Annotated in this window: 9 protein-coding genes and 1 riboswitch; of the genes, 8 read left to right on the plus strand and 1 reads right to left on the minus strand. The window is 38.3% G+C overall.

What is annotated here, in order from left to right; translation table 11 throughout:
- The first annotated feature begins 23 nt into the window (after positions 1 to 23).
- Positions 24 to 1,628 (plus strand): T9SS type A sorting domain-containing protein, encoded by a 1,605-nt coding sequence (locus tag IPL24_06175; GenBank protein ID MBK8363277.1) that lies wholly within the window; start codon positions 24 to 26, stop codon positions 1,626 to 1,628.
- Between the two features lie 81 nt (positions 1,629 to 1,709).
- Positions 1,710 to 1,822: riboswitch (SAM riboswitch) on the plus strand.
- A gap of 222 nt (positions 1,823 to 2,044) precedes the next feature.
- On the plus strand, positions 2,045 to 5,764 hold the full coding sequence (gene metH, locus IPL24_06180) for a methionine synthase (protein ID MBK8363278.1): 3,720 nt from the start codon (positions 2,045 to 2,047) through the stop codon (positions 5,762 to 5,764).
- A gap of 45 nt (positions 5,765 to 5,809) precedes the next feature.
- Here metH and IPL24_06185 read toward each other — a convergent pair whose 3' ends face one another.
- The gene (locus tag IPL24_06185; protein ID MBK8363279.1) at positions 5,810 to 7,351 is read right to left on the minus strand and encodes a T9SS type A sorting domain-containing protein; all 1,542 of its coding nucleotides are present in this window, start codon (positions 7,349 to 7,351) and stop codon (positions 5,810 to 5,812) included.
- 148 nt (positions 7,352 to 7,499) lie between these two features.
- On the opposite strand from IPL24_06185, the gene IPL24_06190 reads away from it, so the two are divergent.
- The 6 genes from IPL24_06190 to tsaB all read left to right on the plus strand — a co-directional run bounded on the left by IPL24_06190 (position 7,500) and on the right by tsaB (position 12,684).
- A complete protein-coding gene (locus tag IPL24_06190; protein ID MBK8363280.1) occupies positions 7,500 to 7,751 on the plus strand; it encodes a hypothetical protein in 252 nt (83 codons plus the stop codon).
- 122 nt (positions 7,752 to 7,873) lie between these two features.
- A complete protein-coding gene (locus IPL24_06195) occupies positions 7,874 to 8,896 on the plus strand; it encodes a hypothetical protein (GenBank protein MBK8363281.1) in 1,023 nt (340 codons plus the stop codon).
- A gap of 268 nt (positions 8,897 to 9,164) precedes the next feature.
- Positions 9,165 to 9,440 carry a hypothetical protein gene (locus tag IPL24_06200; protein ID MBK8363282.1) on the plus strand — a complete coding sequence of 92 codons (276 nt, stop codon included), beginning with the start codon at positions 9,165 to 9,167 and terminating at the stop codon, positions 9,438 to 9,440.
- Positions 9,441 to 9,457: 17 nt separating this feature from the next.
- The gene (locus IPL24_06205; protein ID MBK8363283.1) at positions 9,458 to 10,594 is read left to right on the plus strand and encodes a TolC family protein; all 1,137 of its coding nucleotides are present in this window, start codon (positions 9,458 to 9,460) and stop codon (positions 10,592 to 10,594) included.
- A gap of 10 nt (positions 10,595 to 10,604) precedes the next feature.
- On the plus strand, positions 10,605 to 11,999 hold the full coding sequence (locus IPL24_06210; GenBank protein ID MBK8363284.1) for an efflux RND transporter periplasmic adaptor subunit: 1,395 nt from the start codon (positions 10,605 to 10,607) through the stop codon (positions 11,997 to 11,999).
- A 4-nt stretch (positions 12,000 to 12,003) separates the two neighbouring features.
- Positions 12,004 to 12,684: a tRNA (adenosine(37)-N6)-threonylcarbamoyltransferase complex dimerization subunit type 1 TsaB gene (tsaB, locus tag IPL24_06215; GenBank protein MBK8363285.1), complete on the plus strand. Its 681-nt coding sequence runs from the start codon at positions 12,004 to 12,006 to the stop codon at positions 12,682 to 12,684.
- The last annotated feature ends 19 nt before the right edge of the window (positions 12,685 to 12,703 follow it).

Here is a 12,703-nt window from a genome sequence, read left to right on the forward strand (position 1 = left end):
GTCACACCATAAAACACGCTCGAATGAAAAAATCTCTACTCTCCTTTTTTATGTTTCTGTCAATTTTCTTACTTGTAAAACCTGCAAGTGGACAGACGGTTCTTTACACAGAAACATTTTCTTCTCAATCCTTGCCATCAGGTTGGACAAATGATAGTCTTGGCGTAACACCAATGAATGTATGGATCTTTGACAATCGTTACAATCGTGGAATTGCAGGATCAGGTTTTGATACAAGTTTTGCTATGTTCGATAGTGATGAGAACAGTGTTAATGATAACATAGATGAATATGCATCGTTAACAACAGGTGATATTGATATTTCAACTGCTACAGGTGCTGTTGTTCTTGAAATGGACGAACAATATTTCCCACTTGGCGGTCCAAGTTCCGGCGGTTCTTCCCGCAGAATAGAATTCAGTACAAATTCAGGTTCAACATGGACATCAATTGTGTATGATTCACTTGCAGTTGGATTTCCTGATACTACTGATGCTGCTCACACATTATACACTTTGCCAACCGGTGGAGCTGCCAATGTTCGTGTAAGGTTTACATGGACAGGTTCCTGGGATTGGTGGTGGGCACTTGACAATGTCCAGATCGTAGACTATCCGTTGACTTGTAATTCCACACCAAATGGTGGTACTGCAGGTTCATCTTTCACTTCAGTTTGTGCATTCAATTTAATTGACCTTACTGTACTTGGTGCAGATAGTGTTACCGGGACATCATTTCAATGGCAGGTTTCAACTGATAATGTAAACTGGAATGATATTTCTGGTGCAATCACAACTTCTGTATTCGTAACCGGGCAATCGGTAGCTTCTTATTATCGATTAGAGGTTATGTGCGGTGGCTTTACAGGATATTCAACAGTAGTGACCATGGGTCAAAATCCACCGTTAGATTGCTATTGCATTCCTGAATATACATCAGGTTGCGATGCTCTTGGAAAAGTTGCTATCAATACTTTGCTAAGTGAAACAATGATCTGCGACGGAACTTTTCCGGAGAATTATACATTATTCCCTGATACTGGTAGTCTGACTACTGACCTTGGTACAGGCGATTATTATGATGTAACAATTGCTTCCGCTGCCGGTTCCGGAACGCACGGAGCAGGTATCTGGTTTGATTTTAATGCTGATGGTGATTTCCAGGATGCAGGTGAATTCACTAACATAAGCGATACGATCCCTCAAAACTCCGGAGATTTTGTAATGAATATAAATATTCCTGCAACTGCAGTGTTAGGTCCTACCAGAATGCGTGTTCGTTATATCTTCAATGCTGCTGCTCTATCTACAAGTGATTGTGCTGAGTATGGTTACGGAGAAACAGAAGATTATACAGTCAATATCGTATTAGGAACCGGTGTTAAAAACAATCCTCTTCAGTCAATAAAAGTTTATCCTGTTCCTGCTAACGATAGATTGTTTATCCAGTCTCCGGTGCAAGGTGCTATGCAGATCACTCTGCTGGATCAAACAGGAAGAGTTTGCCGCAACATACATGCGACAACCAATTCAACAGAAATGAATGTTGCAGATCTTTCATCCGGCATCTATTTCCTTCGTTTTGAAACCGAAAATAATACGATCACCAAAAAAGTAATACTTAATTGATGGTATTTGCAGATTGAATCAATCTGTTTATTACTTTTGCTTATCGTTCTTTAAAAAATACTCATCCGCCGGTGGCGGATACACTTATCAAGAAAGGTGGAGGGATTGCGCCCTGTGAAACCTTGGCAACCCTTATTCACCACAGCGAATAGAAGGTGCCAACTCGCTCTTCCCAAAAGGAAGTCAGATAAGTCAGAATCGATTTGTAAAATATACTATCATTATATAAAATCTCCTCTGACTTTGTCGGAGGAGATTTTTTTTTGAAGTCTTTTGAAGTAAGTGTAAATGTATTTTGGTTAAAAGGTTAACAGCTTTGCAGGTTAACAGGTTTGCATACTGAAACCTGCAAACCTGGAACCTGCAAACCATTCCTCACATGAACCCAATTCCGATCATTCAATTAAAACTTATCAATGAATCACCCACATTCAATAAAAGAAGAATTAAAGAAACGAATCCTGATAATCGATGGTGCAATGGGTACTATGATTCAGCGTTATCGTCTTGAAGAAAATGATTTTCGCGGAACACGCTTTGCAGATTTTTCACATTTATTAAAAGGTAATAATGATCTTCTCTCAATCACTCAGCCGCAGATCATAGAAGAAATACATTTGCAGTATCTGAAAGCCGGTGCTGATATCATTGAGACAAATACCTTCAGTGCACAGAGAATTTCTATGGCTGATTATAGTCTTGAAGATATTTCGTATGAACTGAATTATGAATCAGCTAAGATCGCCAAAGCTGCAGTAGAGAAGTATCGTTTGGAAACCGGTGATTCGAAAAAATGGGTTGCAGGTGCAATAGGTCCGACAAACAGAACACTAACTCTTTCGCCGGATGTGAATAATCCTGCTTTCAGAGCAGTAACGTTTGATCAGGTTGCAGAAGCATATGTAGAACAGGTAAGAGGTTTGATTGATGGTGGTGTCGATCTTATTCTGATAGAAACAATTTTTGATACAATGAATGCTAAAGCAGCATTATTTGCTGTACAGCAGGTTTTCGAAGAGAAGAATATCACATTGCCTTTGATGATCTCAGGAACGATAACCGACGCCAGTGGTAGAACTCTTTCCGGACAAACTGTAGAAGCATTTTTGAATTCTGTATCACACATGGATCTTTTAAGTATCGGTCTGAATTGTGCTTTAGGTGCTAAAGAAATGCGCCCATACATTGAAGAGCTTTCAGTTAAAGCTCCATTCTATATTAGTGCTTATCCAAATGCCGGACTTCCAAATCAGTTTGGAGAATATGATGAGACACCTGAACACATGGGCCATCACATGAGTGATTTCCTGAATCATGGCTTCTTAAATATTGCCGGCGGTTGTTGCGGAACTACTCCTGAACATATTGCACATATTGCAAAACTTGCAGCAACAGTAAAACCGCGCCCTATTCCGGAAGTAGAACCTTATTTACGGATCAGCGGACTTGAAGCTGTTACTCTTCGTCCTGAATCGAATTTTATGAATGTCGGTGAACGGACAAATGTGACGGGTTCAAAGAAATTTTTGCGACTCATCAAGGAAGAACAATACGAAGAAGCTTTATCGGTTGCGCGTGAACAAACAGAAGGAGGAGCACAGGTCATTGATATCAACATGGATGAAGGAATGTTGGATGCACATTATGCAATGACAACCTATCTGAATTACATTGCCTCTGAACCGGATATTGCAAAACTTCCGATCATGATCGATTCATCAAAGTTTCCGGTTATTGAAACTGCTTTGAAATGTACGCAGGGGAAATCTGTCGTGAATTCAATTTCACTGAAAGAAGGAGAGAAGGAATTTTTACGACAGGCAAAGATAGTACGTCGTTACGGCGCCGCTGTGATCGTAATGGCCTTTGATGAAAAAGGACAGGCCGATACACTTTCACGAAGAATAGAGATCTGTGAACGTGCCTACAAACTACTCACCGAAGAAATAAATTTCCCGCCGCAGGATATTATTTTCGACCCCAATATTTTCCCTGTAGCAACAGGTATGGATGAACACAGAAAAAATGCCGTTGATTATTTTGAAGCAACGAAATGGATAAAGAAAAATCTTCCATTTGCAAAAGTCAGCGGAGGTGTAAGTAATGTGTCGTTTTCATTTCGCGGAAATGATATAGTTCGTGAAGCCATTCACTCTGCATTTTTATTTCATGGTGTTAAAGCCGGAATGGATATGGGAATTGTGAATCCAAGTCAGCTTCAGGTTTACGACGATATTCCGGCTGATCTGCTGAAAGCAGTTGAAGATGTCTTGTTCGATAAAAATGATGAAGCCACAGAAAAATTGATTGCAATTGCCGAGTCTCTGAAAGGCCAGGTAAATGTGAAAGAAGAAAAAGATGAAGCCTGGCGCAGAGAGCCTGTGGAAAAACGACTTACTCATGCATTGGTCAAAGGTATAACAGATTATATCAAAGTCGATCTTGAGAAAGCTCGTTCAAAATACGAAAAGACATTGCATATCATTGAAGGCCCTCTGATGGATGGAATGAATGTAGTCGGAGATCTTTTTGGCGCCGGTAAGATGTTTCTGCCACAAGTTGTGAAAAGCGCTCGTGTAATGAAGAAGGGTGTTGCCTATCTGACTCCTTATCTGGAAGCTGAAAAAACAGAAAAGCAAAGTAAAGCCGGTAAGGTTTTACTTGCCACAGTAAAAGGAGATGTCCATGATATTGGAAAGAATATTGTTGGAGTTGTACTTGCATGCAACAACTACGACATCGTTGATCTTGGTGTTATGGTGCCTGCAGAAAAGATTCTTGAAGCAGCACGAAGAGAAAATGTTGATGTCATCGGCTTAAGTGGTTTGATCACGCCTAGTCTGGATGAAATGGTACACGTTGCAAAGGAATTGCAACGTGAGAATTTTACAATTCCATTGATGATCGGAGGAGCTACGACTTCCAAGGTTCACACAGCTGTAAAGATAGAGCAGAATTATTCTAATCCGGTAATACATGTTAATGATGCCTCGAAATCCGTAACGGTCGTTTCTAATTTACTTTCCAAAGGACTCCGGGAACAATTTGTAAAGAATAATTCGGAAGAGAATGAAAGACTTCGTCAGTATCATATCAATGCAAGATCGAAAGCAGAGATCCTTTCACTGGAAAATGCGCAGGAAAATAAATTTAAAATTGACTGGAATTCTTCTGAAATAATTGCACCGGAAATGCTGGGAACAAAAGTATTCAGGGACTATTCTATAGAAGAAATTGCTGCGTATATCGACTGGACTCCATTCTTTATCAGTTGGGAAATGAAAGGTTCTTATCCAAAGATACTGAAGGATCCTGTAAGAGGCGAAGAAGCAAGTAAGCTTTTCAATGATGCGCAGAAAATGTTGAAGCAGATCATCAATGAAAAATGGATTTCTGCAAATGCTGTTGTTGGAATATTTCCTGCTCTGGCTACAGGCGACGACATTGAAGTACTTGATCATGATGGAACGAAACCTGTTGCTAAATTTCATACACTTCGTCAGCAAAGCAGGAAAGCAGATGGTTTTGCCAATATTGCTTTAGCAGATTTTATTAAGCCAAAATCACTTGTATTAGCGGAACAGAAATCGGCAGCAAAATCAAATTCTGTTACTACTGCACCTGAAACCGATTTTATCGGGGCATTTGCATTGACTACCGGAATAGGAATGGAGAAATGGATTGAGAAATTTGAAAAAGACCATGATGATTATTCTTCCATAATGTTGAAAGCATTAGCTGACCGACTTGCTGAAGCATTTGCAGAATTGATGCATGCGAAAGTTCGTCGTGAACTTTGGGGTTATGCTTCAAATGAAACATTGAGCAATGATGAAATGATAAAAGAAAAATACAAAGGTATTCGACCTGCTCCCGGATATCCTGCACAACCTGATCACACTGAAAAGCATACAATCTGGAATTTACTCGATGTTGAAAATAATACAGGAATCACATTGACAGATAGTCTGGCAATGTATCCTACTTCTTCAGTAAGTGGTTTGTATTTTGCAAATCCGGAGTCACATTATTTTGGGCTAGGTAAGATCTCTAAAGACCAGGTCAGATCGTATGCAGAAAGAAAAGGGCTTTCAATTGAAGAAGTTGAACGCTGGTTAGGTTCTGTAATTCTATAATATGAAAAAATTTTTGCACGGCCCTTAAGGGCCGTGCAAAAATTTTCAATAAATAATCAAAGGAGCGGAAACTATTTCATTCCCTTTTTTCAGCCTTAAAAAGTACATTCCACTTTCTAAATTAATTGAAACTGAAAACAAATTATTATCTGTTGAAATTGTCTTGTAAATAATTTTTCCACTTATATCGATTATTTCTAACTCGTCAAATTTGCTGTTTGCCTGTACAGTAAAATTTCCATTATTGGGATTAGGATAAACTGACCAATCTGAATTTACTGTTAAATCTTCTATTCCTGTATTTAACCCTGAATGATATCTGACCAAAAAGAAATTATCGGGTGTGCTTGCAGGCGCAGATCCGCAAATGACGATGTCGGAATTCAGATCCAGAGTCATTCCATAAATATTGTGTTGTGCTGATGCCACCTGAATATATGAGATTCCATTTGTTCCAAATGTCGCATCGTTAGTTCCATCTTCATTGAACCTGGTAACTCCGAACGAACTTCCAATAATACTTGTTTTTCCGGCTACAAGAATTTTTCCATCTGACTGTATTTCTATTGCTCTGCCCCAATCGTCATTCCCTGTCCCAAAATCTCTCATTGCAATACCATTCGAGCCAAAGCCATTATCCAGAACTCCATTTGAATCAATTCTTACAATAACAAAATCGTAATCGAAGCCATTGTATGCAGTTCCACCAAATACAATTTTCTTATCGTTCTGAACTTTGATACTATAACCATAGTCATCGTCGTTAATTCCAACTGGATATTGACCTATTCCATTTGTGGAAAAAGAGTTGTCCAAAGACCCGTTTTCATTATATCGTGCACACGTGAAAGTATAATTGTTTCCATTTTGAATATCCCCGGCCAGAAGGATCTTGTCATCGTTTTGGACGGCAATCGAATAGCAATTGTCATTCTCCGAACCGATAGCTGTAATTACACTTCCGTTAGTTCCAAATGAACTGTCTACTATTCCATTCGGATCGAATGCAACCATTGTAAAATCCGTGTTGGCACCATTATATGAAGTACCGGCAAGAATGATTCTTCCATTACTCTGAAGAGCTATCCCTTGTGCATAATCACCAAATGTTGTTCCACCAATTCCTGCAATAGTAAATCCGCCTGTACCGAACTGTGTATCCGGATTACCTGTGCTGTCATAACGTGCAACTACAAATTGCGTCCCGCTACCATCATAAGTATGTCCGCCTAAAACAATTTTTCCGTCAGGCTGCATGACTGAACAAAAGGAATAATTCAGAATGCCGCCGGGGATTGCTGTTGTTGTTTTTCCATTGGTTCCAAATTGTGTGTCCAATGTACCATTGTGATTAAACCTGGTTATACAAAGTTCGCTGACTGAACCGACATAGACCTGACCAGTTACAATATACTTGCCGTCAGACAAAGCGATCACGTTCCTGGATGTGGCAAGACCGGTAGAACTCAAAGGTGTTTGTGAAACTCCATTTATCCCAAAAGTGCTGTCAATGATTCCGGCCTGAGAATATGCATTCAGCGAAAACAGGAATGAAATTATTATCAATTTAAAAGGTAAATTAGACATAGCTTATGGTTTTTGAATTTCTTAAAACTACCATCTTCAGCAAAAAATTACAATACTCAGTTTGGAGTAGGAAAATGATATTTTTAAAATGAGAAAAGTAAAAATATCATGAAAAAACCTCTGGCATATTTTTTTAATATTTTTTAGTATGAAAAAGAACAAAAATATAACAATGATGCAGTTCTCCATTGTGTTCAGCTTCATTTATGTTTTGATTTACTGCCTTGGACTTGGCGGTGTGTTTGATTTCGAATATACATTCCTTTTATACCTTTGTTCACCTGCAATAATTTTATGGGTTGTTTATTCTATCCTGAATGATAAAAATGTCCCTTCCAAAAACTTTACGGATTATTTTTATCAGGATTCGGAGATAAAAAGAACAAAAGAGGTCAGGTAGTTTTAATTTTATTTTGAACTGACTTTTATTGCACAGAATTCATTCTACTTAACATTCCGATTGTTAATCATATTATTAATGGATTTACAATTCTTACTATTTATCCGTTAATTTTATACCTTATGAATGAAATCTCGAAAAAGAAGAAAAGTTATCCTATTTCTGAAGAACTCTTCATTTATCTTGAAGACTTCGGGAGGATAGAAGAATTGCCTTTCGTTTATCAGGATCTGTTACGGTATAATTATTCAATCCAGCTTTCGAATAAGGCAGGTCAAGACACCCTTTGGGAAACAGTTTTTTATACACCTCAGGAAACGGAAGAACTGAATCGCAGACTGGTGATGACGTATGCTATGATGAAGGTAGAAGGAAATATGTCATTGATGGAGCATTTATATGTTGACAGAATAGATTATTGCCCGTTTGGAAATTCTCGTCCGTTCAGGATCCGTATAAAAAATCAATACAATGATAACTACGATTACTTCTATGTAAAACTTGCTGATGCTTCTCGCGTATATGGATTGGAATTTGAAGATATCCTCTCTCCGAACAGGATCAATTACATGGTCAATGCTGATACATTGGTCGAAGAACATATTATCGGTATTCCCGGCGATCAATTCATTCAGAATAATCTCCGTGATCTTACCGTTAATCATACACGACTGGCAAAGGAATTTATTAAGTTCAATGAACGATGTTTTGTCAGACTACTCGGTGATATGCGTTCGTACAATTTTGTTATTGATATGACGGCCGATTTTGATGATACTCAATTCCGTTTTAGGGCAATTGATTTTGATCAGCAATGTTACGAAGGTAAACGTACCATGTACCTGCCACAGTTTTTCAAAGAAAATAATCCATACGTTGATCTTTGTGTAAAGTATATGAATAAGGAAACTATTCTTCAATATCAACTTGAGGAACGGTCTCTGATTTCACGTAGAATGAAAACCGCCCGCTTCCGTTTAGCTTCTTTACTTGAAGTCATGGAAGGTGATGAGATAAGTCAAAAAGATAAAGTCATCCAACTGCGCGAAGAACTAGCCATTCATTACAAATCTGATCGCTTCAAAAAATGTAAAAGCATGGGCCAGATCATGAAGGTGAGTCTGGATATGATTTCGGTACACTAAAAATGATTTCGGATTTCGAATCTCGGATCAGGCAATTGATCCAACTGAATAAGTCATTCAACTTCATGCCGCTAAATAAAGTGTTGAAATTCAATATTTTAAATTTAGATAATATTAATGTTTAAACTTACGGAGGATGTTGGTTTAGGCACAATCCGAAATCCGAAATCCGCATTCCGAAATCCAAAAAATAATTGGTTAATCTTGGTTAACGACCCAATTTATCTTTAGTTTTATCCTAATTTCGCCCGGTAACAGGAATTCTTGTATGACTAAAAAATATTCAACTCTTTTTATAGCATTGCTATTATTTATAGGCAATGTAAAGGGTCAGACTAGCTGGACATTGCAACAATGTCTGCAACGTGCTCTTGATTACAATATCACAATCAAACAATCAGTTTTAAGTAATGAGATCGACAAGATCACTGTCAACCAAAATACTGCTGCATTATTTCCAAGTTTAAATGGCAGCGCTTCACAAAACTGGTATTATGGAAAAGTATTGATCCGAATACGAACTCTTATACAACTCAGGAGGTAAAATCAAATTCTTTTTCCTTGAGTAGTTCTGTTTCAATCTTCGAAGGTTTTACAGTTCAGAATTCATTAAAGCAAAGCAAACTGAATTATTTGTCGTCGCAGAATGAACTGAAGAAGATCCAGAACGATGTTTCTCTCAGCGTGGTCAATTTTTTCCTGCAGGCAATGTACAACCAGGAACTTCTTACTATTACCACAGATCAGGTTGATGCATCAAAAGTGCAGCGGGACAGAATGAAAAGAATGTATGAATTGGGATCGATCAGCAAAAGTAATTATCTCGATCTGGAATCTCAATTTGCTTTGGATGAAGTCCGGTTAATTCAGGCACAAGCGCAATATGATCAGTCGATCCTGTCCCTGACACAATTACTGGAACTTGATTCAGTTGAGAATTTTACGATTGCTGCTCCGGAAATCACAATCCCTGAAATTGATATCAATCAATTTAATACAAATGCGATTTATGCAAAAGCCCTTACCAATCAGCCGGACATAAAAAGTTCTGAATACAAAGTATTAAGTTCAGAAAAGTCATTGGCAATTGCCAGAGGAAATTATTATCCGCGGATAAGTGCCAGCGGTTCTTTGAGTACAAATTATTCAAACTCCGGTCAGAGCATTGTTGATTTTACTACCGGTCCTCCTATAACCACTCTTACCGGTTACACTTCCAATGGAGAAGATGTTTATACTGTAACTCCGAATATCACACCTGTTTACAGCGAAACACCGTTCAATGATCAGATCGATAATAATCTGGGAAAATCAGTTGGTATTACTTTACAGGTGCCGATTTTCAATGGACTTGCTGCGCGAAGTAATGTGAACAGAGCTAAGCTCAATTATAAGATCACTCAACTGAATCATGAGTCGAATAAAAAGAATTTATACAAAAGCGTGCAACAGGCAGTAATTGACGCTTCCTCTTCCTATAAGAAGTTTATTGCAGGACAAAGAAGTGTTGAAGCACTTGATGAATCATTTAAATTCAGTCAGAGAAGTCTGGACCTCGGTTCAATTTCAACAATTGATTATTTAACAGCAAAAAATAATTTCGCTAAAGCTCAGACTGATCTGTTGCAGGCGAAGTATGATTATATCTTCCGTGTGAAGATCATTGATTTTTACCAGGGAAATCCACTGACATTTTAATTTCTGACATATGCAGAAGAAGAAAAATAATATTTTAAAATGGCTGATCATAATTGTGATCGTGCTGATCGTATTTGCAATTATCGGAAAAAAAGCCGGCTGGATTGGCGGTGCAGAAAAGAAATTGGTAGCAACGGAGAAAGTAGAGAAGCGTGATATAATCGAGATCGTTTCTGCCAGCGGAAAAATTCAACCTGAAGTTGAAGTAAAGATCTCGCCTGATGTTTCCGGAGAGATCGTTGAACTTCATGTGAAAGAAGGCGATCGTGTAAAGAAAGGACAATTACTTGCTAAGATCCTTCCGGATATTTATCAGTCTTATCTCGACAGAGCGAATGCAGCCCTTAATTCTTCTAAAGCAAATCTTGAAAATGCAAAATCAAGATTGTTGCAATCGAAGTCTCAATTAGAAAAAACCAGACTGACATTTGAAAGAAACCAGAAGTTATATGAAGAAAAACTGATCTCAGCTTCCGATTGGGAATCTGTAAGGTCTGCTTATGAAGTTGCGAAAGCAGAAGTTGATGCTTCCATTCAAAATGTTTCTGCATCTGATTTTGGTGTCAGAAGTTCTGAAGCTACAGTAAAAGAATCACAGGATAATTTAAGGAAGACTACAATTTTTGCTCCTGTTGATGGCACGATTTCAAAATTAGGTGTTGAACAAGGTGAACGTGTTGTTGGAACCTCACAGATGGCGGGAACGGAGATGTTTGTTCTTGCGGACTTGAATGAAATGGAAGTTAGTGTTGATGTAAATGAAAATGATATTGTGAGAGTTCATGTTGGAGATACAGCGATCATAGAAGTTGATGCATACATCGGTAAGAAGTTTAAAGGTGTTGTCACTGAAGTTGCAAACTCTGCAAATGTAAGTGGGTTAAGCGTAGATCAGGTAACAAACTTTACTGTTAAAGTAAGAGTGTTGCGTGATTCTTATCTTGATATCGTAGACAAAGATCATCCTGAAAGAAATGTTTTTAATCCCGGTATGTCTGCAACAGTAGATATCCGCACGAAGCGTGTTTCAAATGCATTGTCAGTACCTATTCAATCTGTTACGACACGCGATACGACAGGTAACATGGCTTCAGATTCAAAATCGTTTGGTAATCAGGAAATGAAAGACCAAAGTGAAATGGAAGTCAAAGATTCCAAGAATAAAACAGAAGAAGTAGAGAAGAAGGATCTTGAATGTGTTTTTGCAATTGAAAATGGTAAAGTAAAACTTATTCCTGTTGTAATCGGAATTCAGGATAACAATCACATCGAGATAAAAAGCGGATTGAAAGAAGGACAAGAAATCGTTTCTGCACCATATAGTATGATCGCAAAAACATTAAAAGATGGCGATGCTGTAGAAGTAGTTCAGAAAGATAAACTTTATTCTGCCGAGAAAAAATAGCCGCATGCCGCTCATTCTTTCACTCGAAACTGCAACGACCAATTGCTCAGTTGCTCTGGCTTCCGATGGAAAGGTAATTGCCGCAAGAAGCATCAACAGCGGCTATTCACATGCAGAAAAGATAAACGTTTTTATTCAGGAAGTAATTGATCAGGCCGGTTTCAGTTTGAAAGATCTGAATGCAATTGCCGTCAGCAGCGGTCCCGGTTCTTATACAGGCTTAAGAATAGGCGTCAGTACAGCGAAAGGATTATGTTACGCTTTGGATCTCCCTTTGATCGCTATCAATACGCTCGACGCAATGGCATATGGAATGAATGCCGGAAGTAATGATCTGTTGGTTCCAATGATCGATGCAAGACGAATGGAAGTTTACAGTGCAGTTTATGATCAGCAGAAAAACAGATTGAGTGAACCGCAGGCAATAGTTGTTGATGAAAATTATTATTCAACTTTCAGAGACAAACAAAAATTATTGCTTGGAGGTGATGGTGCTGATAAATGCAGGGAATTATTCAAGACTGATCAGGGAATGGAAATTCAGGAAGGCTTTATGCCGCAAGCCGAATTCATGGCCGGACTTTCTGAACAAAAATTCAAAAATTCCGAATTTGAAAATGTGGGTTTGTTTGAGCCGTTTTATCTGAAGGAATTTGTCGCCGGCCCAAAGAAGCAAACCTTTTAAGATAATCTTTTTTTTAAGC

The sequence above is a fragment of the Bacteroidota bacterium genome (assembly GCA_016711505.1).
Taxonomy (GTDB): Bacteria; Bacteroidota; Bacteroidia; order AKYH767-A; family 2013-40CM-41-45; genus JADKIH01.

Coding starts and splice junctions, on each gene's coding strand:
- IPL24_06175 (MBK8363277.1), top strand. CDS start 24: ATGAAAAAATCTCTACTCTCCTTTTTTATGTTTCTGTCAATTTTCTTA.
- metH (MBK8363278.1), top strand. CDS start 2,045: ATGAATCACCCACATTCAATAAAAGAAGAATTAAAGAAACGAATCCTG.
- IPL24_06185 (MBK8363279.1), bottom strand. CDS start 7,351: ATGTCTAATTTACCTTTTAAATTGATAATAATTTCATTCCTGTTTTCG.
- IPL24_06190 (MBK8363280.1), top strand. CDS start 7,500: ATGAAAAAGAACAAAAATATAACAATGATGCAGTTCTCCATTGTGTTC.
- IPL24_06195 (MBK8363281.1), top strand. CDS start 7,874: ATGAATGAAATCTCGAAAAAGAAGAAAAGTTATCCTATTTCTGAAGAA.
- IPL24_06200 (MBK8363282.1), top strand. CDS start 9,165: ATGACTAAAAAATATTCAACTCTTTTTATAGCATTGCTATTATTTATA.
- IPL24_06210 (MBK8363284.1), top strand. CDS start 10,605: ATGCAGAAGAAGAAAAATAATATTTTAAAATGGCTGATCATAATTGTG.
- tsaB (MBK8363285.1), top strand. CDS start 12,004: ATGCCGCTCATTCTTTCACTCGAAACTGCAACGACCAATTGCTCAGTT.